20 protein-coding genes are annotated in these 21306 nt (G+C 65.7%); 8 read left to right on the top strand and 12 right to left on the bottom strand.

The genetic code is table 11. The features are described from left to right. Window positions 1-69 precede the first annotated feature (69 nt). Complete coding sequence (locus DCM80_RS15020; protein WP_257197948.1) at window positions 70-3579, top strand: PAS domain-containing hybrid sensor histidine kinase/response regulator; 3510 nt, start codon at window positions 70-72, stop codon at window positions 3577-3579. 10 nt (window positions 3580-3589) lie between these two features. On the opposite strand, the gene DCM80_RS15015 is transcribed toward DCM80_RS15020, so the two are convergent. The 4 genes from DCM80_RS15015 to DCM80_RS15000 form a co-directional block, all read right to left on the bottom strand. Next, a complete protein-coding gene (locus DCM80_RS15015; RefSeq protein WP_257197695.1) occupies window positions 3590-4411 on the bottom strand; it encodes an SDR family NAD(P)-dependent oxidoreductase in 822 nt (273 codons plus the stop codon). A gap of 18 nt (window positions 4412-4429) precedes the next feature. Continuing rightward, window positions 4430-4993: a cytochrome P460 family protein gene (locus DCM80_RS15010; RefSeq protein WP_257197694.1), complete on the bottom strand. Its 564-nt coding sequence runs from the start codon at window positions 4991-4993 to the stop codon at window positions 4430-4432. Between the two features lie 72 nt (window positions 4994-5065). Then, window positions 5066-6097 carry an alpha/beta fold hydrolase gene (locus tag DCM80_RS15005; protein WP_257197693.1) on the bottom strand — a complete coding sequence of 344 codons (1032 nt, stop codon included), beginning with the start codon at window positions 6095-6097 and terminating at the stop codon, window positions 5066-5068. 35 nt (window positions 6098-6132) lie between these two features. Beyond that, window positions 6133-6549, bottom strand: coding sequence for an organic hydroperoxide resistance protein (locus tag DCM80_RS15000; protein WP_257197691.1), 417 nt, complete (start codon window positions 6547-6549; stop codon window positions 6133-6135). A 198-nt stretch (window positions 6550-6747) separates the two neighbouring features. Here DCM80_RS15000 and DCM80_RS14995 point away from each other — a divergent pair, with 198 nt between their 5' ends. Next, the gene (locus DCM80_RS14995; protein WP_257197690.1) at window positions 6748-9588 is read left to right on the top strand and encodes a winged helix-turn-helix domain-containing protein; all 2841 of its coding nucleotides are present in this window, start codon (window positions 6748-6750) and stop codon (window positions 9586-9588) included. A gap of 6 nt (window positions 9589-9594) precedes the next feature. Here the strand turns inward: DCM80_RS14995 and DCM80_RS14990 are convergent, their stop codons facing one another. After that, a complete protein-coding gene (locus DCM80_RS14990; protein WP_126261089.1) occupies window positions 9595-10266 on the bottom strand; it encodes a response regulator transcription factor in 672 nt (223 codons plus the stop codon). A gap of 340 nt (window positions 10267-10606) precedes the next feature. On the opposite strand from DCM80_RS14990, the gene DCM80_RS14985 reads away from it, so the two are divergent. Beyond that, window positions 10607-12232 (top strand): MFS transporter, encoded by a 1626-nt coding sequence (locus DCM80_RS14985; protein ID WP_257197689.1) that lies wholly within the window; start codon window positions 10607-10609, stop codon window positions 12230-12232. 64 nt (window positions 12233-12296) lie between these two features. Here the strand turns inward: DCM80_RS14985 and DCM80_RS14980 are convergent, their stop codons facing one another. The 3 genes from DCM80_RS14980 to DCM80_RS14970 form a co-directional block, all read right to left on the bottom strand. Continuing rightward, window positions 12297-12770, bottom strand: a complete 474-nt coding sequence (locus tag DCM80_RS14980; RefSeq protein WP_257197688.1) for a secondary thiamine-phosphate synthase enzyme YjbQ — start codon at window positions 12768-12770, stop codon at window positions 12297-12299. A gap of 153 nt (window positions 12771-12923) precedes the next feature. Beyond that, a complete protein-coding gene (locus DCM80_RS14975) occupies window positions 12924-13457 on the bottom strand; it encodes a hypothetical protein (protein ID WP_257197687.1) in 534 nt (177 codons plus the stop codon). After that, on the bottom strand, window positions 13454-13909 hold the full coding sequence (locus DCM80_RS14970) for a hypothetical protein (RefSeq protein ID WP_257198132.1): 456 nt from the start codon (window positions 13907-13909) through the stop codon (window positions 13454-13456). The genes DCM80_RS14975 and DCM80_RS14970 overlap by 4 nt, the downstream gene beginning before the upstream one ends. Between DCM80_RS14970 and DCM80_RS14965 the strand changes: the two genes are divergently transcribed. The 5 genes from DCM80_RS14965 (at window position 13817) to DCM80_RS14945 (ending at window position 16454) form a co-directional block, all read left to right on the top strand. Further along, window positions 13817-14191 (top strand): AtpZ/AtpI family protein, encoded by a 375-nt coding sequence (locus DCM80_RS14965; protein ID WP_257197685.1) that lies wholly within the window; start codon window positions 13817-13819, stop codon window positions 14189-14191. The two genes, DCM80_RS14970 and DCM80_RS14965, sit on opposite strands and share 93 nt — an antisense overlap. A 109-nt stretch (window positions 14192-14300) precedes the next feature. After that, on the top strand, window positions 14301-15050 hold the full coding sequence (locus tag DCM80_RS14960; protein ID WP_257179472.1) for a F0F1 ATP synthase subunit A: 750 nt from the start codon (window positions 14301-14303) through the stop codon (window positions 15048-15050). Between the two features lie 53 nt (window positions 15051-15103). Beyond that, window positions 15104-15334: a F0F1 ATP synthase subunit C gene (locus DCM80_RS14955; RefSeq protein ID WP_007599451.1), complete on the top strand. Its 231-nt coding sequence runs from the start codon at window positions 15104-15106 to the stop codon at window positions 15332-15334. A gap of 65 nt (window positions 15335-15399) precedes the next feature. Continuing rightward, the gene (locus DCM80_RS14950) at window positions 15400-15963 is read left to right on the top strand and encodes a F0F1 ATP synthase subunit B (protein ID WP_257197684.1); all 564 of its coding nucleotides are present in this window, start codon (window positions 15400-15402) and stop codon (window positions 15961-15963) included. A gap of 5 nt (window positions 15964-15968) precedes the next feature. Then, window positions 15969-16454 carry an ATP F0F1 synthase subunit B gene (locus tag DCM80_RS14945; RefSeq protein WP_028134056.1) on the top strand — a complete coding sequence of 162 codons (486 nt, stop codon included), beginning with the start codon at window positions 15969-15971 and terminating at the stop codon, window positions 16452-16454. Between the two features lie 208 nt (window positions 16455-16662). Here the strand turns inward: DCM80_RS14945 and DCM80_RS14940 are convergent, their stop codons facing one another. The 4 genes from DCM80_RS14940 to thrC all read right to left on the bottom strand — a co-directional run bounded on the left by DCM80_RS14940 (window position 16663) and on the right by thrC (window position 20765). Next, window positions 16663-17313 (bottom strand): hypothetical protein, encoded by a 651-nt coding sequence (locus DCM80_RS14940; protein ID WP_257197682.1) that lies wholly within the window; start codon window positions 17311-17313, stop codon window positions 16663-16665. Window positions 17314-17435: 122 nt separating this feature from the next. Beyond that, a complete protein-coding gene (locus DCM80_RS14935) occupies window positions 17436-18023 on the bottom strand; it encodes a GNAT family N-acetyltransferase (RefSeq protein WP_011084002.1) in 588 nt (195 codons plus the stop codon). 37 nt (window positions 18024-18060) lie between these two features. Then, a complete protein-coding gene (locus DCM80_RS14930; RefSeq protein ID WP_257179469.1) occupies window positions 18061-19350 on the bottom strand; it encodes a pitrilysin family protein in 1290 nt (429 codons plus the stop codon). Continuing rightward, entirely contained in the window at window positions 19347-20765 is a 1419-nt protein-coding gene (thrC, locus tag DCM80_RS14925; protein WP_257197680.1) for a threonine synthase, read from the bottom strand. The genes DCM80_RS14930 and thrC overlap by 4 nt, the downstream gene beginning before the upstream one ends. Between the last annotated feature and the right edge of the window lie 541 nt (window positions 20766-21306).

The following is a 21306-nucleotide window of genomic DNA, read 5'->3' as shown; positions in this document are numbered from 1 at the left end:
CCAACGCGCTAGATTTGCACGGAAAATGAGCGCGGGCGCCGCCGGTGCCCAGGGAGACACGTGCTCGCCATGCTGCACGATTGGGGCGTGATCGCCGCCGCCTTCGGCTATATCGGCTTTCTGTTCCTGGTGGCGAGCCATGGCGACCGCCGCTCGCCGGCCGGGCGCGGGCGTGCCCCCGGGCTGATCTATCCGCTGTCGCTGGCGATCTATTGCACGTCCTGGACCTTCTTCGGCTCGGTCGGCTTCGCCACCCGCACCTCGACCGACTTCCTCGCCATCTATGTCGGCCCGATCCTGATGATCGGGTTGGGGGCCGGCGTCCTGCGCCGCGTGATCCAGCTGGCGAAGGCCCACAACATCACCTCGATCGCCGACTTCATCGGGGCCCGCTACGGCAAGAGCCAGGCGGTGGCGGCGACCGTCGCCGGAATCGCGATCATCGGCTCGGTGCCCTACATCGCGCTCCAGCTCAAGGCGGTCGCCTCCTCGCTGGAGACGATCCTGACTGAGGACCAGGCCTTCTCCCACATCCCGCTCGTCGGCGACGTCGCGCTGATGGTGACGCTGGCGATGGCGGCGTTCGCCGTGCTGTTCGGCACCCGGCAGACCGACGCCACCGAGCACCAGCACGGCCTGATGCTGGCGGTCGCGACCGAATCCATCATCAAGCTGGTCGCCTTCCTCGCCGCCGGCATCTTCGTCACCTTCTGGATGTTCTCGCCGCAGGAGCTGATCGAGCGCGCCATGAAGACGCCGGAGGCGGTGCGCGCCATCAACTATTCGCCCTCGATCGGCAACTTCCTCACCATGACGCTGCTGTCGCTCTGCGCGATCATGCTGCTGCCGCGCCAGTTCCACGTCAGCGTGGTCGAGAACTCCTCCGACGCCGAGGTCGGCCGCGCGCGCTGGCTGTTCCCGCTCTACCTCGTCGCCATCAATCTGTTCGTGATCCCGATCGCGCTTGCCGGCCTCGTCACCTTCCCGTTCGGCGCGGCCGAACCCGACATGTACGTGCTGGCGTTGCCGATGGAGGCCGGCGCGGATCTCCTCAGCGTCGTCGTGTTCGTCGGCGGCCTGTCCGCGGCCACCGCGATGGTGATCGTGGAATGCGTCGCGCTCTCCATCATGGTCTCGAACGACCTCGTGGTGCCCCTGGTGCTGCAGCGTCGGCCCGAGGGGCGCACCGGCGGCGCCGATTTCAGCAACTTCCTGCTGCGCTCGCGGCGGCTCGCCATCTTCGCCATCATGGTGATGGCCTATTTCTACTATCGCGCGCTCGGCAGCACCCAGCTCGCCGCCATCGGCCTGCTCTCCTTTGCCGCCATCGCACAGCTTGCTCCGAGCTTCTTCGGCGGGTTGCTGTGGCGGCGCGCCACCGCGCGTGGCGCGATCGGCGGCATGCTGGTCGGCTTCGCGGTGTGGCTCTACACGCTGTTCATGCCGAGCTTCATGGATTCCTCGACCACGGGGATCCTGCTGCTCCAGCACGGCCCGTTCGGCATCGAGGCGCTGCGGCCGCAGGCGCTGTTCGGCGCCGACCTGCCACCCCTGATGCACGGCGTCATCTGGTCGCTGTCGCTCAACATTCTGACATATGTGCTGCTGTCGCTGTCGCGAAGGCCCTCGTCCATCGAGCTGTTGCAGGCCGACCTGTTCGTGCCCGATACGCTTGCGCCGATCTCCCCCAGCTTCCGCCGCTGGCGCACCACGGTCACCGTGCAGGACATCCAGACCACGGTAGCGCAATATCTCGGACCCGACCGTGCGCGGCACTCCTTCGAGGCGTTCTCCGCGCGGCGCAATCTGCGGCTCGAGCCGGGAGCTCCCGCCGATTTCGAGCTGTTGCAGCACGCCGAGCACCTGATCGCCTCCTCGATCGGAGCTGCCTCCTCCCGCCTCGTGATGTCGCTGCTGCTGCGCAAGCGCACGGTCTCGGCCAAAGCCGCGCTCAAGCTGCTCGACGATTCGCACGCGGCGCTGCATTTCAACCGCGAGATCCTGCAGACCGCGCTCAACCACGTGCGCCAGGGCATCGCGGTGTTCGATGCCGACCTGCAGCTGATCTGCTCCAACCGGCAGTTCGGCGATCTCCTCAATGTCCCCCCGCACATCGTCCAGTTCGGCACGCCGCTGCGCGAGATCCTGGAATTCATGGACGCGAGCGATCCGGACCGTCAGGCCAACAGCGAGGCGATGATCGAGCAGCGGCTCGCGGCCTACACCACCGACAGCGAGCCGTATCTCGAACGCCTGCCGGAACGCCACATGGTGATCGAGGTGCTCACCAACCGCATGCCGGGCGGCGGCTTCGTCATCACCTTCACCGACGTCACGCCCAGCTTCGAGGCGGCCGAAGCGCTGGAGCGCGCCAACGCCACGCTGGAGAAGCGCGTGCGCGACCGCACCGAGGAACTGACGCGGCTGAATTCCGAGCTCGCCTTGGCCAAGAGCGCGGCGGAGGACGCCAGTATCTCCAAGACCCGCTTCCTCGCCGCCGCCAGCCACGACATTCTCCAGCCGCTGAACGCGGCCCGGCTCTATGTCACCAGCCTGGTCGAGCGCCAGCACAACGGCGAGGAGACGCGGCTGGTCGAAAACATCGACGAATCGCTGCAGGCGATCGAGGAGATCCTCGGCGCGCTGCTGGACATCTCGCGGCTCGACGCCGGCGCGATGACGACTTCGATCTCGAGCTTCAAGATGGCCGATCTGATGCGCTCGCTGGAGATCGAGTTCGCGCCGATCGCGCGGGCCAAGGGCCTCGAGCTCGTCTTTGTGCCCTGCTCGCTGCCGGTCGAATCGGATCGGCTCCTGCTGCGCCGCCTGCTGCAGAACCTGATCTCGAACGCGATCAAGTACACCCCGCGCGGCCGCGTGCTGGTCGGCTGTCGCCGCCAGGGCACTTCGCTCAGGATCTGCGTCTACGACACCGGCGTCGGCATCCCGCCGGTCAAGCGCGGCGAGATCTTCAAGGAATTTCATCGCCTGGAGCAGGGGGCGCGGATCGCGCGCGGCCTCGGCCTCGGGCTCTCGATCGTCGAACGGCTGGCGCGGGTGCTCAAGCACGGCATCGCCATCGACGGGACTGCAAGCGGCGGCTCGGTGTTCTCCGTGACGGTGCCGACGGCGAAGGCGATCACCCACACCGCCGCCGTGACCAGTGCGACGCCGCTGGCGCACACGCCGATCTCGGGCGCGCTGATCGTCTGCATCGAGAACGACGCGGCGATCCTCGACGGCATGCGGACGCTGCTGAAAGCGTGGGACGCCGAGGTGATCGCGGTCGCCGATCCCGAAGGCGCGATCGCCGCGATCGAAACCGCCGGCCGCCGCGTCACCGGCCTCTTGGTCGACTATCATCTCGATCGCGGCAACGGCATCGCCGCGATCCGCGAGATCCGCCGCCGTTTCGGCGACGGCATCCCCGCGATCCTGATCACCGCCGACCGCAGCCCCGCCGTGCAGGTCGCCGCGCGGGACGAGAAGATCGCGGTGCTCAACAAGCCCGTGAAGCCGGCTTCGCTCCGTGCCCTGCTGGGTCAGTGGCGCACACAGCAGATGGTGGCAGCGGAGTGAGACGCGTGGGTCAGTAGTCGGTCGATAGGCTGAGCGCGCGCCACCTCTCCAATTCCTCGAGACGAAGCCTGTCCGCCGCCGCGATGGCGTTGACGGCATCGCTGCCGAGCGCGATGCGCAGAGGCGGGTGATCCATATCGGCGAGCTTCAGCACCACGGCCGCGGCCTCAGCTGGGTCCCCGGGCTGATGGCCATCGTAGTCGCGCTGCATCCTGACGGCGGCACCGACCACCGCGTCGTACTCCGGACGTCCTTCGTCGGTCTCATGCGAGGTCTGGGCAAAGCCGGTCCGGAAGCCGCCGGGCTCGACGATGGTCACATGCACGCCGATCAGCGCCATCTCGCGCGCCAGCGATTCCGAAAAGCCTTCGATACCCCATTTCGCCGCCGAATAGGGCGCGCGGGCCGGCGCGCCGATGCGGCCGCCGACCGACGAGACCTGCATGATGTGCCCGCGGCGCTGCTTGCGCAGCACCGGGATCGCCGCCTTGGTGACGATGATGGTGCCGATCAGATTGGCCTCGATCTGCTGCCGGAACGAGGCGAGGCTGGTGTCCTCGACCGAACCGAGATCGCCATAGCCGGCATTGTTCACGACGACGTCGAGACCGCCGAAGGCTTCCACCGCGAGGTCGATCGCCGCTTGCGCTGCCGCTTCGTCGGTCACGTCAAGCGTTGCCAGCCGCAGTCTTTCCCCGAAACGTTCGCGCAGCGGTTCGAGCGGGTCGAGCTTGCGAGCCGTGGCCACGACCCGGTTGCCCGCAACGAGTGCGGCTTCCGTGATGGCGCGCCCCAACCCGCGCGAACTGCCGCTGATGAACCAGGTCTTCATATCAGTCTCCGAAAGGACTTAAGGCGCGAGCCGCGTGAACACGTAATCGTGGCTCTTGGCACGGGCTTCGTGACAGCCCCAGCAGGTGCGGTGCTGGGCCTCGTCAACCGGCTTGCCGTTGATGAAGCGGCCAAAGCCCCAGCCTCCAGTGGAGGCATATTTCTTGGAATCCTTGACCATCACCTGGACCGTCGTAGCAGCACCGGGGATCGTCGCGGATGCAAATTCAGGTGATTGCTTCCGCTTCCAAGCGCGCTTGACCAACACGGTCCCGTCCGGGAACGGAAGCTTGGCGGCCTGGTAGGCATCGATGGCAGTCTGGTTGCCGACGACAGCGCGCAGTTCGTCGAGCGGCGCAGCCTCCTCGGCCGGCGCGATCAGCTCCCACTGCTTGTAGCCGGCGGGGATTGTGACGCCGAAGATCGGCGAGGCGTTGGCGGCCGTGCTTTCAGCCGGCGTCTGCGCCGAGACGATCGTGGCGAGATACGGCACGCAGGTCAGCAGAATGACGACGAGAACCACGGCAAGAACGATCACCGTGGAGAATGCGAAGGTTTTCTTTTCGAGCTCGGGCGGGGTCATGATCTCTCAACAGGCTCGGAGCGACGGATATCCTCCGGTCCAGCCGGGCTGGACCGGAGGCAGACAACATCCTCAGGCGCCGCCGTCGGCGTCGATGACGGCCTTGGCAAAGGCTTGCGGCGCTTCCTGCGGCAGATTGTGGCCGATGCCGCCGGTGATCAGGCGAAACTCGTATCGGCCTGAAAACTTCTTGGCATAGGCGCTGGGGTCGGGATGCGGCGCGCCATTGGCGTCGCCTTCCATCGTGATCGTCGGCACATCGATGACGGGAGCCGCCGCCAGCTTCTTCTCGAGCTGCTCATATCTCGCTTCGCCCTGGGCGAGCCCGAGCCGCCAGCGGTAATTATGGATCGTGATCGCGACATGATCCTTGTTGTCCAGCGCCGCCGCGCTGCGGGCGAAGGTGGCGTCGTCGAACGTCCATTGCGGCGAGGCGAGCTTCCAGATCAGCTTGGCGAAATCGTGCGTGTACTTCTCGTATCCGGCGCGGCCGCGCTCGGTGGCGAAATAGTACTGATACCACCATTGCAGCTCCGCCTGCGGTGGCAACGGCATGTTGCCGGCGGCCTGGCTGGAGATCAGGTAGCCGCTGACCGACACCAGCGCGCGGCAACGCTCCGGCCACAGCGCGGCGATGATGTCGGCGGTGCGTGCGCCCCAGTCGAAGCCGGCGATAACAGCCTTCTTGATATCGAGCTTGTCCATCAACGCGATGATGTCGGAGGCCATTGCAGCGGGCTCGCCGTTGCGGGGCGTCTCACCGGACAGGAAGTGCGTCGAGCCGTAACCGCGCAGATAAGGGATGATCACGCGATAGCCCGCCTTTGCCAGGATCGGCGCGACGTCGACGAAGGCGTGAATGTCGTAGGGCCAGCCATGCAGCAGGATCGCCACGGGACCTTTCGAAGGACCAGCCTCGGCATACCCGACATTGAGGACGCCGGCGTCGATCTGCTTGATGGCGCCGAAGGACGCCTTCGATCCGGATGATCGCGGCGCTTCCGTCTCCGCGCGCACGAGGTCGATCGCGCCGAGGCCGACGGCGATGGTTCCCGCGGCGATGCCGAAGAAGTTGCGGCGCTGTTGGTCAATCATCTGCTTCATGATGTTGTTACCTTGTGGTGATGGGTGCTGGTGCGTCAGATCAGCGTGACCGTGACGTCGATGTTGCCGCGAACGGCCTTGGAATAGGGACAGATCTGATGCGCATCATCGACGATGCCACGCGCGATCTCAGGGTCGAGACCTGGCAGGCTGACATTGAGCCGTGCCCGGAGCGAATAGGCGCCGTCGTCGAGCAAGAGATCGATCTCCGCATCGACAGCGCATTTCCTGGGAAGCTCGATCTTGCGCTTGCGGGCCGCGATCTCCATCGCGCCTTCGAAGCAGGCCGACCAGCCGGCGGCGAACAATTGCTCGGGATTGGTGCCGATGCCTGCGCCGCCCGGCGGCGACAGCTTGACGTCAAGCCGGCCGTCGGAGCTGCGCGACATGCCGCCGTGCCGCCCGCCGCTGGTGTGGGTCCTGGCCGTGTAGAGTGTCTGCGCCTGCGTCATGAAGCTCTCCTTGCCGTCACGCCACCGACTAGCAGTGGCTGCGACGGCACACCCGTTTGGACTTGTGAGAAGTTGTGAGGTCGCATCTTGCCGGCGTCACAAGGCCTGCATCCGCGGTCTGTTGGCGATGCAGGGACGGCCTTGCCCGATCGCGCTCATCTGGCTATCGGGTCCTGTCGAAAGGACCAGGATTTCGCCATGACCGAGCCGGCCGGAACCGCGACCGGAACATTGTCGTTCGGGCCATTCTGCGTGACGCCGCATGAAAGGCTCGTGATGCGCGACGGCGTCGCGTTGCCGCTCGGCGCGAAGGCCTTCGACACGCTGATGGCGCTGATGTCGCGCCCGAACCAGGTCGTCAGCAAATGGGACCTGATGGCGTTGGTGTGGCCCGGCCTCACGGTCGAGGAGGCCAATCTGCGCTTTCACGTCGCAGCGCTTCGCAAGGCGCTCGGCGACGGCAAGGATGGCGCCCGCTACATCACGACGCTCTCCGGCCGCGGCTATTGCTTCGTGGCGCCGATCTCGCGAACAAATATCGCGCCGGCACGGCGCCCCGCAGCGAGGCTGGAATTGCCGCCCGTGAAGCTGCCGAACCGCTTGCAGCGGATGGTCGGGCGCGAGGATGCGATCGCCGCGGTCTCCGGCAAGCTCGTCGCCTCGCGCTTCGTCACGATTGCCGGCCCCGGCGGCGTCGGCAAGACGGCGGTCGCCGTGGCGATCGCGCACGATCTGCTCGAAACGTTCTCCGATGCCGCGCACTTTGTCGATCTGGGCGCGCTGAGCGATCCCGATCTCGTGATCACCTCGATCCTGCTGATGCTTGGTCTGCCGGCCGAGACCGAGGACCCCCTGCCGACGCTGCTCGCGCATGTCAGGGACAAGCGGATGCTGCTGATCCTCGACAATTGCGAGCACGTCATCGCCACGGCCGCACCGCTGGCTGCGGAGATCTTCCACGCGGCGCCGCAGGTCCATATCCTCGCCACCAGCCGCGAAGCCCTGCGCGTCGAGGGCGAGCAGGTCTATCGGTTGGCCCCACTCGCCGTTCCGCCCGACAATTCCGGACTGACGGCCGCCGCAGCGCAGACCTATCCCGCACTTCAGCTGTTCCTCGAACGTGCCACAGCCGGCGGCGCGCAAATCACGCTCGACGACGCAAATGCCGAGATCATCGCGCGGATCTGCCGCAAGCTCGACGGCATGGCGCTGGCGATCGAGCTCGCCGCCGGCCGGGTCGAAGCCTACGGCCTGGAGCAGACGGCCGCGCTGCTGGACGAGCGCCTCAATCTGCTCTGGCAAGGCCAGCGGACGGCGCCGCCCCGGCAGAAGACATTGCAGGCCACGCTCCACTGGAGCTACGGATTGCTGTCGGATCTCGAACGCCTCGTGCTGCGCAGGCTTGCGGTCTTCGCCGGGCATTTCACCATCGACGCAGCGCTCGAGGTCGTGCCGGACCAGCGCGTCGATCATGCCCGTCTGTTCGACGCCATCGACGGTCTGGTTGCCAAATCGATGGTCGCGCCGCGACCGATCGGCGCCATGATGCGCTACCGTCTGCTCGACACGACGCGCGCTTACCTGCTCGAGATCGAACCTGATGACGCGGCGCTCGCCGCCCGCCACGCGACTTACTACCGGCGATGGCTGGAACAGGCCGGCATGACATGGGCCACGGTGCCGAGCCCGGACGAACGCGCGGCTCACTTCTCGGCACTTCACAATGTGCGCGCCGCGCTCGACTGGTGCTTCGGCGCGAACGGAGATCCCGGCATCGGCATTGCGCTCGCCGCCGCCGCGGCGCCAATCTTCCTGGCGATGTCCTTGCTGATCGAATGCCGGCGCTGGTCGGAACGCGCGCTGCTGGCGTTGGCGCCCTCCGCGCGCGGCAGCAGCGAAGAAATGCACATCCAGGCCGCCCTCGGGCTGACCTTGATGTTCACGCGCGGCGGCAGCGAAGCGGCGCGCGGCGCGTTGAGCCAGAGCCTTGCGATCGCCGAAGCGCATGGCGACGACATCAATCGGCTCCAGCTGCTCGGCCGCATGCATATCTTTCACGAGCGGATGGGCGAGTTCGACGCCGCGCTTGGTTACGCGCGAGAGAGTCTCGCGGTCGCGAGATCGCTGGGCGACCCCGCCTCGGTCGCCCTCGCCCATTCGCTCCTCGGCGTCTCGCTACATCTGGCCGGCGAGCATCGCGGCGCGCTCGAGATGCTGGAGATCGCCTGGGAGGGACCGGGCACGGAACGGATCAGCACCGTCTACGGCTTCGATCATCGCAACCGGGCCGGCATCACGCTGGCCCGCGAGCTCTGGTTGCAGGGCCGGCCCGCAGATGCGCGGCAACTGGCGCAGCAGACGGTCACCGAGGCCGCGCAGATGGATCACCCGATCACGCTCTGTATCGCGCTGATCTGGGCGGTTTCGATCGACCTCTGGAGCGGAGACCTCGACGGCGCGGACGAGAACATCGACCGCTTCATCGCGCATGCCAATTCGCGCTCGATGGGCCCCTATCTCGCAGTCGGCCGGGGCGTCAAGGGCGAGCTGGCGATCCGGCGCGGCGACGCCGCCGGTGGCGTCGAGACCATCAGGACCTGCCTGCGGGAGCTGCACGATGCCGGCTACGAGCTGCTCACCACGACCTTCAATATCGCGCTGGTGCAGGGCTTGCTGGCGCTCGGGCAGATCGAGCAGAGCGCAGAGCTGATCGACGATGCGATCCACCTCGTCGCGCGGAGCGGCGATCACCTCTATATGCCCGAGCTGCTGCGCATGAGGGCCAGGGTCCTGGCGGAGACGCCGGAGCCGCAGATCGAGGACGCAGAGGCCTGCCTCATGCAATCGCTCGAACTCAGCCGCGCCAAAGGCGCGAAAGCCTGGGAGCTGCGAGCGGCAATCGATCTCGCCGGGCTCTTCGACAAGCGCGGCCAGCACGAGCAAGCGAAGCGATTGCTGCGATCATCCCTCGACGGCTTTGCCGAAGGCTCCGAGACGGCGGACATCAGGGCGGCCGATGCGCTCCTGAAGAGGCTGTAGCGGGGATCAGCCCGTCGGCGTGCCCTGCCTCCACTGGCCGCCGGCGATCTTGGCGGCCGCGATCACGGCCTGGGTGCGGCTCTCGACGCCGAGCTTTTGCAGGATGGCCGAGACATGCGCCTTGATGGTGGCCTCGGAGACGCCGAGTTCGTAGGCGATCTGCTTGTTGAGGAGACCTTCCGACAGCATCATGAGGACCCGGACCTGCTGCGGCGTCAGCGTCACCAGGCGGTCGCGCAGGCGCGTCATGTCGGGATCGCCGGCTGCGGACAGGTCGGTATCGGCGGGAACCCAGACGTCGCCTTCCATCACCTTGAGGATGGCGTCACGCAGGGTCTCGACGCCGAAGCGCTTCGGAATGAAGCCGGACGCACCGAAATCGAGCGAGCGGCGGATCGTGGCGCTGTCGTCGGAGGCAGAGACGATCACCACCGGGATCGCCGGATATTGCGCGCGCAGATAGATCAGGCCGGAAAAGCCGGAGATCCCGGGCATCGAGAGGTCGAGCAGGATCAGGTCGACGTCCGAGGACTGTTCCAGGAGCTTGGTCAGATCCTCGAACGATCCGGCCTCGTCGATTCTGGCCGAGGTCAGGACGCCGGCCACCGCCTGTCGCAGCGCATCGCGGAACAGGGGGTGGTCATCGGCGATGACGAGATGGGTCGATGGAGCGTTCATCGTTCTCTTGCTGTCGTTCGCAGGCCGGCGAACCGATCCCGGGTGCGGCAATTCTTCCCCGAGCGGCCGTGGCATGCAAGTGCACATTATCCCTTTGCTGCAAAGGAGTTAATCCCGGAGCCCCCGAACATCGCGCGCCGGCGCCCGATACCGCGCATCAGCTGCGCGTCAGTGCGCAAGGCCGAAAGTCGTATTGGGGCAGGTTTCACGCCGATGTTACCTTATGGGCAAGTCCTGGATCGATCCGGCATGTCCGGACATCCGGGGGCGCGAGGAAACACGTTTCGGGGAGCGACTCAACATGTCGACTATGGCTGTATCTCAAACAAGGGCAGGAGGAATGACGAAGGACGAACGCTTCGTCATTCTCGCTTCCTCGCTCGGTACTGTTTTCGAATGGTACGATTTTTATCTCTACGGCTCGCTGGCCAGCATCATCGGCGCGCAGTTCTTCTCGGCCTATCCGCCGGCAACCCGCGACATCTTCGCGCTGCTTGCGTTCGCCGCCGGCTTCCTGGTCCGTCCGTTCGGCGCGATCGTGTTCGGCCGAATCGGCGACATCGTCGGCCGCAAATACACCTTCCTCGTCACCATCCTGATCATGGGTCTGTCGACCTTCATCGTCGGCCTGCTGCCCAACGCGGCGACCATCGGTATCGCGGCCCCGATCATCCTGATCACGCTGCGTCTCGCCCAGGGCCTCGCCCTCGGCGGTGAATATGGCGGTGCGGCGACCTATGTCGCGGAGCATGCGCCGAACGGCCAACGCGGCTACTACACGTCCTTCATCCAAACCACGGCGACCCTCGGCCTGTTCCTGTCGCTGATCGTGATCCTGTTCACGCGAACGATCACGGGTGAGGCGGACTTCGCGGCCTGGGGCTGGCGCATCCCGTTCCTGGTCTCGGTGCTGCTGCTCGGCATCTCGGTCTGGATCCGGCTTCGCCTCAACGAATCGCCGATCTTCCAGCAGATGAAGGAAGAGGGCAAAGGCTCGAAGGCGCCGCTGACGGAAGCCTTCGGCAACTGGCAGAACGGCAAGCTCGTGCTGCTGGCGCTGCTCGGCGGCGTGATGGGCCAGGGCGTGGTCTGGTACACCGGCCAGTTCTACGCGCTGTTCTTCCTGCAATCGATCCTGAAGGTCGACGGCTACACCGCCAACCTGCTGATCGCCTGGTCGCTGCTGCTGGGCACCGGCTTCTTCATCGTGTTCGGCATGCTGTCCGATCGTATCGGCCGCAAGCCGATCATCCTCGGCGGCTGCCTGATCGCGGCGCTGACCTTCTTCCCGATCTTCAAGATGATCACCACCAACGCCAACCCGGCGCTGGAGAAGGCCATCGAGACGGTCAAGGTCGAGGTGGTGGCCGATCCCAAGGGCTGCGGCGACCTGTTCAACCCGGTCGGCACCCGCGTCTTCACCGCACCTTGCGACACCGCGCGCGCCTACCTGTCGCAGTCGTCGGTCAAGTACTCGACCACGCCGGGCGCAGCCGGCTCCGGCGTGAAGGTGATGGTGAACGGCCAGGAAGTGCCCTACGCCAACGCCAAGGACGGCAACCCGGCGGTGCTCGCCGCGGTGCAGGCGGCCGGCTACCCGAAGGCCGGCGACGCCGGCGTCGTGAAGATGGCGCATCCGTTCGATATCTTCCGTCCGCAGGTGGCGGCGATCATCGGCCTGCTCTTCATCCTGGTGCTGTTCGTCACCATGGTGTACGGCCCGATCGCGGCGATGCTGGTCGAACTGTTCCCGACCCGCATCCGCTACACCTCGATGTCGCTGCCCTACCACATTGGTAACGGCTGGTTCGGCGGCCTGTTGCCGGCGACCGCCTTCGCCATCGTGGCCTCGACCGGCGACATCTATGCCGGCCTCTGGTACCCGATCATCTTCGCCTCGATTACCGTCGTGATCGGCTTCTTGTTCCTGCCCGAGACCAAGGACGTCGACATCAAGGGCACCTGATCGAAAGCACCGATCTCAACCAGCACCAACCGGCCGCGGCTTCCCGCGGCCGGTTTTGTTTTGGTCACCGCGACGCGCCGACGAATTGCAGCACCACCTCGCGGCGATGCGGGCGCTTGCGATGCTCGATCAGATAAATGGCTTGCCAGGTGCCGAGTGCGAGCCTGCCGTCCAGAACCGGGACCTGAAGCGAGGTCCCGGTCAACATCGTCTTGACGTGGGCCGGCATGTCGTCCGGTCCTTCGGTGTCGTGGGTCCAGCCGGCATTCTCCGGCGCGAGCCGGGACAGCGCCGTGGCGAGGTCGACGAGCACGGAAGGATCGGCGTTCTCCTGGATCGTCAGCGAGGCCGAGGTATGGCGGATGAACAGCGTCAGGGCACCGTCGCGAGCACGAACCTCGTCGATGAATCTTGCAGCTTCGCTGGTGAGATCGGTGAAGCCATGGCCCGATGTCTGTACCGTCAGCAGCGACGACGCGACTGTAGTAGCCTGCACCGACGATGGCGCCGAGTGGGTGACGGATTTGGTGGATATCATGAAAGGTCTCTCAACTCGGAAAACTGTCGTAGGGTGGGCAAAGCGAAGCGTGCCCACGTCTTTCTTCTTCGTCGTAGAGATTTCGTGGGCACGGCGCTTTGCGCCTTTGCCCACCCTACGAGAGCTCAACGTGCCGAGGGCTTCAACGGCTCCTCAAATCTTTCCCGACACGTCCCTCTGCACGCGGTTGGCCATGTCGATCAGCCGCCGCCAGGCCTTTTCCAGAAACGACATCACGCGATCGACGTCCTGGTCGCTCGGCAGCGGGATCTCGATCTTGCGCTCGCCCTCCGCGCTGCGAGGCTCGGCTTTCTGCAGCGGGTCGGATTTCGGCAGCGCCTCGTCGACCTTGCCCGACACCGTCGGCCCCGCCGCGAGTTGCGCCTTCAGCTTCTCGACCTCGGCCTGGAGCCTGCCGATCTCGGCGTCGAGCGCGGTCCGTTCGTCGGGCACCGCATAGCAGGCCCAGCCGGCGCCGTTCTTGGTGCAGGTCGAGACCGTGCCGGTGCGGGTGTCGAGCCGCAGCACGCCCTCGGGGATGGGCGTCATGCTGTAGCGACCGTTTTCGCCATCGGGTGCGGATGGCGCAGCCATCAGACCCCCGCCGATCGCGATCGCCGCGGCGAACACCGCCGCCGCAAGCCAGGATCCTGGGAATGATGTTGTGGATGACGTCACTGGTCTCATCGCGCTCTCCGCCACGACGCACGGGTGGCAATCCGATAAATTCTACACCCCGGCACAGCGATCCGCCGCCCAAAATGCACACCGACATCAACGATCCCTGCGGCGTCTTCGATCCCGGCAGCGCGGCGAAAGCGTGGCTGCAGCCGCCGATCCTGCGGCACGCTGCTGCGGTGCGGCGTCACGCTGTGTGCAGCGCTGCCGTTCGCGTCAATATTGTCAAATAAATCAGCTACATAACCGAAAGCGACGCAATCGTGACTTGGCTTGACTTGATTATAGGCCATCAGTATGGTCCGCGCGGCTTTTGAGGGTGGCGGGCGTAATTTCCATTCAGCCGCGGCGTTTCGGGTCTTTGTTGCATGACACAGGGCACGGGACACGGCGGGAATGGAGATCGCGATAGATCGTCCGAGGAAGCTGCGCTTTCCGAACGGCTCGGAAGTCTTGATCACAGGTTGTCCGAATTTCGCGACCGCCGGACCAAGACCGAGCAACCCGCAGGTGACGGTGGAGACGGAGCGGCCAGAGCCTCGGCGATGGCGCTTGGTTTCCGACTATCCTCGGAGTTGATCGCCGGCGTCGCTGTCGGAGGGGGGATTGGCTGGGGCTTCGACCGCTTGCTGTCGACCTCGCCTTTCGGGTTTATCGTGTTCCTGTTGCTGGGCTTCGTCGCCGGCGTGGTGAATGTGGTGAGAACGGCAGGCGCGGGTCAGAACAGGCGCGGTGGATCTTAGCCGATCCGCACCAGCAGAGTGATCGTGCCGGTCTTGCCGGCACGGGCCGGCCCGGCCGGCAGACCGAGACCCGCCGGCATTGCCCGGCAGACCAAGAGATGCCGCGCTGATGAAAATCGATCCGATCCACCAGTTCAACATCGAGCCTCTCTTCACGCTGGGCCATATCGGCAATCACACGATCGCCTTCACCAATTCGTCGCTCTATATGCTGGTGGCGGTGGCCATCATCTCGATCCTGATGCTCGCCAGCGGCACCCAGCTGGTTCCCGGGCGCCTGCAGTCGATCGCCGAGATCTCCTACGAATTCGTCGCCTCGACCATCCGTTCGACGGCCGGCACGGAAGGCATGAAGTTCTTCCCGCTGATCTTCTCGCTGTTCATGTTCATCTGCGTCTCGAACCTGGTGGGCATCATCCCCTACACCTTCACGGTGTCGAGCCACCTGATCGTCACCGCAGCGCTGGCGCTGCTGGTGTTCTTCACGGTCCTGATCTACGGCCTCTACAAGAACGGCCTGAAGTTCTTCAAGATTTTCGTTCCCCACGGCGTCCCCATCTACATCCTGCCGCTGGTCATGTTCATCGAGATCCTGTCGTTCTTCCTGCGGCCGGTCTCCCACAGCGTCCGTCTCTTCGCCAACATGCTGGCCGGCCACATCGCGCTGAAGGTCTTCGCGGGCTTCGTCGCCATGCTCGGCTTCTCGCTCGGGGCGCTGGGCTGGGTCGGCGGCGTGCTGCCGCTCGCGCTCACGGTCGCGCTGACGTCACTGGAGCTGCTGGTCGCGTTCCTGCAGGCCTACGTGTTCGCGATCCTGACCTGCATCTACCTCAACGACGCCATTCATCCGGGACACTGAACGGTCCGGGGAATTTCCACCCACCACCCAATCTTTCTTCCAAGGAGTCTAAAATGGATCCGGCAGCAGCAAAACTTATCGGCGCGGGCATCGCGTGCATCGGCATGGGCGGTGCGGGCGTCGGCGTGGGCGTGATCTTCGGCAACTACCTCGCCGCAGCCGTCCGCAACCCGTCGGCCGCTCAGGGCCAGTTCGGCAACCTGATCTTCGGCTTCGCCGTGACCGAAGCGCTCGGCATCTTCTCGCTGCTGATCGCGCTGTTGCTGCTGTTCGTTCCGCTCTGAGGACGACGTTTTTCGCGCCGTTCCAGTCCCTGGGACGGCGCGTGTGACAGCAACAGGAGAACTCCATGGCTGAGAGTCATGGCGGCGCAAAAGGTCCGGCGGGCGCTCATACCGAGGCTGACGGTGGTCACCACGGTGGCGGCTTTCCGCCGTTCGAGAGCAGCAGCTTCGCTTCACAGCTGGTGTCGCTCGCGATCTTCTTCGTCCTGCTTTACGTGATCGTGTCCAAGCTCGCTCTGCCGCGGATCGGCGGTGCGATCGAGGCGCGTCAGAACAAGATCGAGGGTGACCTCGCCGAGGCGCAGAAGCTGAAGGATCAGTCCGAGGCGGCGCTGAAGGCCTACGAAAGCGAGCTCGCTGCGGCGCGCGCGCGGGCGCAGGCGATCGGCAACGAATCCCGCGACAAGGCCAATGCGCAGGCCGAGGCCGAGCGCAAGGCGCTGGAACAGCAATTGGCGGCCAAGCTCGCCGGGGCGGAGAAGACCATCGCCTCGACCCGCGCCACCGCCATGAGCAATGTCCGCGGCATCGCGGCCGATGCGGCCGGCCAGATCGTGCAGCAGCTGACCGGCGTCGTTCCCGACGCAGCCTCGGTCAATGCCGCGGTCGATGCGTCCCTGAAAGGTTAGTCGAGATGGTCTTCGAACCTGAATTTTGGGTCGCCGTCGCCTTCGTGATCCTGATGGTCGTGTTCGGCTATCTCGGGGTCTTCAAGACGGCGATGACCGCGCTCGATCATCGTGCCGCGCGCATCAAGGCCGAGCTCGACGACGCCCAGCGCCTCAAGCAGGAAGCCGCCAAGGTGCTTGCCGACTACAAGGCGCGCACCGCCTCGGCCGAACGCGAAGCCGCCGAGATCATCGCCAACGCCAGAAGCGAAGCCGAGCGCATCGCGACCGATGCCAAGGCGAAGATGGAAGACTTCGTGGCACGCCGGACCAAGACCGCGGAGAGCAAGATCGCGCTCGCCGAGGCCCAGGCGCTGGCCGATGTCCGCGCCGCAGCCGCCGAAGCCGCCGTCCAGGCCGCCTCGACGATCCTTTCGCAGTCGGTCAAGGGCCAGGTCGCCGACGATCTGCTGGCCAAGGGCATCAGCGAAGTCAGGCAGAAGCTGAACTGAGGGTTTGCCTTCACCAATCAGAAAGCCGGCGCGATGAGCGCCGGCTTTTTTGTTTGTCGACACATCATCCACAAATGGGGTGTCATCACCCGCGAAGGCGGGTGATCCAGTATTCCAGAGGCAGTGGTGATTGAACCGAGAAGCCGCGGCGTACTGGATTGCCCGCCTTCGCGGGCAATGACAACTGAGATTGCCGCAACATCTTGCCCTATTTCTTCTTCCGCCCCTTCGGCTCCGGCGCGAGCGCCTGCGGGTCGAAGCCGACATAGAAAATGTAATTATCGGCGACCGCGGGGGCCGGCATCGGATAGGTCATGTCCTCGATCACGAAGGTAAAGGGCACGCTGCCGCCCGGGGTCATGTCGACCGTGGTCCGGTAGGCCTTCGAGGCGATCACCTTCTCGCCGACGCCGCCCTGCACGACGGCGAAGCGCAGCGGCACCTCGACGGAGGCAGGGGCACCGGCGGGACCGGCGATGACGCGGCCCTGGATGCCGATCCGGGCCGTGATACCGGCGCTGCTGCGGGCACATTCGCGCGCCATCTTGGTAATCGAGGCCTGGAAGCGAATGTCGTTGCCGACGGCCGGCTTGCCCGGGACGCCAACCGCGTAGGTCGAGGCCCCCGCGCGCACCGTCACCTGGGGGCAATCGAGCTCGTCTTCGGCCGGCTGGCCGGGCGCAGGCGCCGGCTTCGGCTCGGCCGGCTCGTCGGACTTGCCGCCGAACAGGCTCTTGAAGCGGTCGGTCAGAGATTGGGCCTTCACCGGCGGGACAGAGGCGAGCACAACCGACAATGCCAGCGCGAGTCCCCCTCCCAGCCGCAACGCATTCCGCGATGACCGAAGCTGCTGCACCATCAACGCCTATACTCCAATGACAATTGTCCGGCCGATCGCGGTCCGGGGCATGCGGTTATATCGCCAAAATCGGCGAACCCAAGGCAGCAAAAAGGGGGACTTGGCCGCATGAACCGGGCCGCTCAGCCGCGGAAATCCTCGTGCAGGAGGCCGAACAGCAAATGATCCTGCCAGACCCCGTTGATGCAGAGATAGCGGCGGGCAAGCCCCTCGCGTGAGAAGCCGCACTTCTCCAGCACCCGGATCGACGGTGCATTGGTGGGGATGCAGGCGGCCTCGACCCGGTGCAGGTTGAGCTCGCCGAACAATGTCGGCAGCAGCACCCGCAGCGCGGCCGTCATGTAGCCGCGATGGGCATGAGGCTGCCCCACCCAATAGCCGATGGTGCCGGCCTGCACGATGCCGCGGCGGACGTTGGCCAGCGTGATGCCGCCGACCATGGCGCCGTCGAGCTCGCGGAAGATCAGAAAAGGATAGGAGCGGTCCGCGGCGATGTCCTCGGAATAGCGGCGCAGACGGCGGCGGAAGCCCGAGCGGGTGAGATCGTCCGAGGGCCAGATCGGCTCCCAAGGCGTCAGGTAGTCGCGGCTGGACTCGCGCAGATGAGCCCATTGCAGGAAGTCCGACATCTGCGGTGCGCGCAACAACAGCCCGTTGCCGCGCGGTGCGAGGGCGGCGGGTCCACTGGACGGCAGGCGAAAGAGGGCCATGGTGATGCTTCCGGGGGTGGTCGCCGTTGGGCGGCTCCTAGTGCAGCCGCGCCTTGGCGCGCGCCCGGGTCAATCCTTCCGCAAAAGCCACCGCCGTGTCCAGACCCCTGCCACTGCCCAATGCGACAACGGCAGGCCGGCTCCGTGACAACAGCGCACGCGCCGCGTCCCGGGTCGATTCGACGCTGACGGCGTCGATCCGCCCGACCAGCTCCTCGACCGTCTGCGGCCGGCCATAGGCGAGGACGTGCCGGGCGAGCTGCTCGGCGCGGGAGGAGCAGCTCTCCAGCGCCATCAGCAGGCCCGCCTTCATCTGCGCCTTGGCCCGCGCGATCTCGGCCTCGGTCAGCGTCTCCACCGAATCATTCATGATGTCGACCACGACCTCCATCATCTCCGGCGCATCGGCCGGATCGGTGCCGGTGTAGAGGCCGAAGAAGCCGGTATCGGTATAGGGCGCGTGGAACGAATAGATGGAGTAGCAGAGGCCGCGCTTCTCGCGCACCTCCTGGAACAGGCGCGAGGACATTCCGCCGCCGAGGACGTTGGTGAAGACCTGGAGCGAGAACAGCGACGGATCGTTCTGCGGCACGCCTTCCAGCGCCAGCGTCAGATGCGCCTGCTCCAGCTCGCGATGCACCACCTTGGCGCCGCCCTTGCCGAACTGGGCGGTTTGCGGCTTCGGCCCCGGCGCCGCCTCGAAACTGGCAAAGCGCTTCTCGGCTTCGGCGACCACCTGAGCGTGATCGACCGCGCCGGCCGCCGCCACCACCATGTCGGGCCCGCGATAATGCGTCGAGAGGTAGCCGCGCAGCATGTCGCGGTTGAAGCTGCGCAGGGTCTTGGCCGTGCCGAGCAGCGAGCGGCCCATCGGCTGGTCGGGATAGCAGAGCTCGTTCAGATGCTCGAACACGACGTCGTCGGGCGTATCCTGCGCGGCACCGATCTCCTGCACGATGACGTTCTTCTCGCGCTCCAGCTCGTCGGGCTCGAAGGCCGGATTGGCGAGGATGTCGGCGAGCACGTCGAGCGCGAGCGGCACGTCGGCCTTCAGCACCCGGGCGTAATAGGACGTGGTCTCGGTCGAGGTGCCGGCATTGAGGTCGCCGCCGACCGCCTCGATCTCCTCGACGATCTCGCGCGAGGAGCGCTTCGTGGTGCCCTTGAACGCCATGTGCTCGAGCAGATGGGAAATGCCGTGCTCGTTCGGCTTCTCGTCACGGCCGCCGACGCCGGCCCAGACGCCGAGCGCCGCGGTCTCGAGCTGAGGCATCTTGTCGGTGACGACGGTCAGGCCGGAGGCAAGCTTGGAAATCTCGACGCTCATCCGGCAACTCCCTGCTTTGCAGCGCGGCTGACCGCCAGCACGAACCGCTCGACCTCGGCCTGATCGTTCTTCATCACCTTCATGTGTTCTGATTTGGTCATCAAACCGTCGAGCCAGGCCGGCAGTTGCGGCCGCTGGCCGCAGGCCGCTTCGACGGCGTCGGGGAATTTGGCCGGATGGGCGGTGGAGAGCACGATGCTCGGCACCCGCGTGTCCGTGGTGTCGCGGTCGGCGACAGCAAGCGCCACCGCCGTGTGGGGATCGACCAGCTCGCCTGCCTCGCGCCAGCCGGCGCGGATCGCAGCCGCGGTCTCGGTCTCGTCGGCGCGCCCGGCGTCGAACTCCTCGCGGATGGCGGCCAGCGTCGCATCGGGCAGCACGAAACGCCCGGACTGCTTCAGCGAGTCCATCAGGCGGCGCACGCCCGCCGCATCGCGCCGGCCGGCCTCGAACAGCAGCCGCTCGAAATTCGACGAGATCTGGATATCCATCGACGGCGACGCCGTCGCGTGCACCTCGCGCACCTCGTAGATCCCCGTCTTCAGCGTGCGCGCCAGGATGTCGTTGACGTTGGCGGCGATGCGCAGGGTCCGCACCGGCAATCCCATGCGCTTGGCGACGTAGCCGGCAAAGATGTCGCCGAAATTGCCCGTCGGCACCACGAAATCCACCGCACGCGCCGGCGCGCCGACGGCAACGGCCGAAGTGAAATAATAGACCACCTGGGCGACGATGCGCGCCCAGTTGATGGAATTGACGCCGGAGAGCGAGGTCGCATCGCGGAAGCGATGATTGTTGAACATTCCCTTCACGAGCGCCTGGCAATCGTCGAAATTGCCCTCGATGGCGAGCGCGTGGACGTTGGCCGCGCCCGTCGTCGTCATCATCCGCCGCTGCACCTCGGAGATGCGGCCGTGCGGAAACAGCACGATCAGGTCCACGTTCTCGAGGCCGGCGAAAGCCTCCACAGCGGCGCCGCCGGTATCGCCTGACGTCGCGACCACGATGGTGGTGCGCTGGCCGCGCTTGGCGAGCACATGGTCCATCAGCCGCGAGATGAGCTGCATCGCCACGTCCTTGAAGGCGAGCGTCGGACCGTGGAACAGCTCCAGCACGAACTGGTGCGGCGACATCTGGCGCAGCGGCACCACCGCCGGGTGGCGGAAGGTCGCATAGGCCTCGTTGGCCATGCGGCCGAGCTCGGCGTCGGTGATCTCACCGCCGGTGAAGGGACTGATCACGTCGACCGCGACCTCCCAATAGGGACGGCCGAAGAAGCCGGCGATGGTCTCGGTGGAGAGCTGCGGCCAGATGGTCGGCACATATAGGCCGCCGTCGCGCGCGAGCCCGGTCAGCATCACGTCGCAGAAGCCGAGTTCGGGGGCTTCGCCCCGGGTCGAGATATAACGAGTCAAACTGCCCTCCAAAGGCCGGGCGGCCTGAGCCGCCCGTTAAGCCTTTGATTTTATGAAATTACTTGTTAGCCGCCAGAGGCTTTGGGCCACCATAAAGTGTTTTGCGGCATCAGGAAACCGCTTCCCGCCTCGACCCGGTCCAACGAAAAAGGGGCTGCGGTCATGCCGCAACCCCTCTCTTGGAAGGTCTGTCGTTGATGTGTGCAGACCGGTTTGCCTATCGGGGTCACCGACCCGTCAAAACTGTTCCCGCAACCTTTTGTCGCCTGTCACGAAACCGTCAAGAGCCAAAACGGCGAGGGGGCGAAAATGTTCCTATTTTTCCCGATAACAATCCGGCCCTTGGCGCGCGCATCCAAGCAAAGCGCGGCGCGTATTGCCGCTATTTCCTGAACTCTTGTATTTCCCGAACTCTTGGAGGTGTCGGGAACGAATGCCGCCTCCCCCCATTGGAATCGGCGGATGGGTGTCGGCGGTGTCCATGCATTGCCCGGCTGCACGCTGACACCGATCCGTCCCGCCGAACCGGCTGCGTCCTGGA

Origin of the sequence: Bradyrhizobium sp. WBOS08 (assembly GCF_024585125.1) — a bacterium.
In the GTDB taxonomy this organism is placed as follows: Bacteria; Pseudomonadota; Alphaproteobacteria; order Rhizobiales; family Xanthobacteraceae; genus Bradyrhizobium; species Bradyrhizobium japonicum_B.
The sequence above is the reverse complement of the archived record's forward strand: the minus strand, read 5'-3'. Positions and strand labels throughout refer to the sequence as shown.

Excerpts from the sequence above, each read along its gene's own strand:
- DCM80_RS14960 (WP_257179472.1), top strand. The coding sequence starts at position 14,301 with ATGAAAATCGATCCGATCCACCAGTTCAACATCGAGCCTCTCTTCACG.
- DCM80_RS14935 (WP_011084002.1), bottom strand. The coding sequence starts at position 18,023 with ATGGCCCTCTTTCGCCTGCCGTCCAGTGGACCCGCCGCCCTCGCACCG.
- DCM80_RS14985 (WP_257197689.1), top strand. The coding sequence starts at position 10,607 with ATGACGAAGGACGAACGCTTCGTCATTCTCGCTTCCTCGCTCGGTACT.
- DCM80_RS15005 (WP_257197693.1), bottom strand. The coding sequence starts at position 6,097 with ATGAAGCAGATGATTGACCAACAGCGCCGCAACTTCTTCGGCATCGCC.
- DCM80_RS14930 (WP_257179469.1), bottom strand. The coding sequence starts at position 19,350 with ATGAGCGTCGAGATTTCCAAGCTTGCCTCCGGCCTGACCGTCGTCACC.
- DCM80_RS15015 (WP_257197695.1), bottom strand. The coding sequence starts at position 4,411 with ATGAAGACCTGGTTCATCAGCGGCAGTTCGCGCGGGTTGGGGCGCGCC.
- DCM80_RS14950 (WP_257197684.1), top strand. The coding sequence starts at position 15,400 with ATGGCTGAGAGTCATGGCGGCGCAAAAGGTCCGGCGGGCGCTCATACC.
- DCM80_RS14945 (WP_028134056.1), top strand. The coding sequence starts at position 15,969 with ATGGTCTTCGAACCTGAATTTTGGGTCGCCGTCGCCTTCGTGATCCTG.
- DCM80_RS14995 (WP_257197690.1), top strand. The coding sequence starts at position 6,748 with ATGACCGAGCCGGCCGGAACCGCGACCGGAACATTGTCGTTCGGGCCA.
- DCM80_RS14975 (WP_257197687.1), bottom strand. The coding sequence starts at position 13,457 with ATGAGACCAGTGACGTCATCCACAACATCATTCCCAGGATCCTGGCTT.
- DCM80_RS14940 (WP_257197682.1), bottom strand. The coding sequence starts at position 17,313 with ATGGTGCAGCAGCTTCGGTCATCGCGGAATGCGTTGCGGCTGGGAGGG.
- DCM80_RS15000 (WP_257197691.1), bottom strand. The coding sequence starts at position 6,549 with ATGACGCAGGCGCAGACACTCTACACGGCCAGGACCCACACCAGCGGC.
- DCM80_RS14955 (WP_007599451.1), top strand. The coding sequence starts at position 15,104 with ATGGATCCGGCAGCAGCAAAACTTATCGGCGCGGGCATCGCGTGCATC.
- DCM80_RS14990 (WP_126261089.1), bottom strand. The coding sequence starts at position 10,266 with ATGAACGCTCCATCGACCCATCTCGTCATCGCCGATGACCACCCCCTG.
- DCM80_RS14980 (WP_257197688.1), bottom strand. The coding sequence starts at position 12,770 with ATGATATCCACCAAATCCGTCACCCACTCGGCGCCATCGTCGGTGCAG.
- DCM80_RS14965 (WP_257197685.1), top strand. The coding sequence starts at position 13,817 with ATGACACAGGGCACGGGACACGGCGGGAATGGAGATCGCGATAGATCG.
- DCM80_RS15010 (WP_257197694.1), bottom strand. The coding sequence starts at position 4,993 with ATGACCCCGCCCGAGCTCGAAAAGAAAACCTTCGCATTCTCCACGGTG.
- DCM80_RS15020 (WP_257197948.1), top strand. The coding sequence starts at position 70 with ATGCTGCACGATTGGGGCGTGATCGCCGCCGCCTTCGGCTATATCGGC.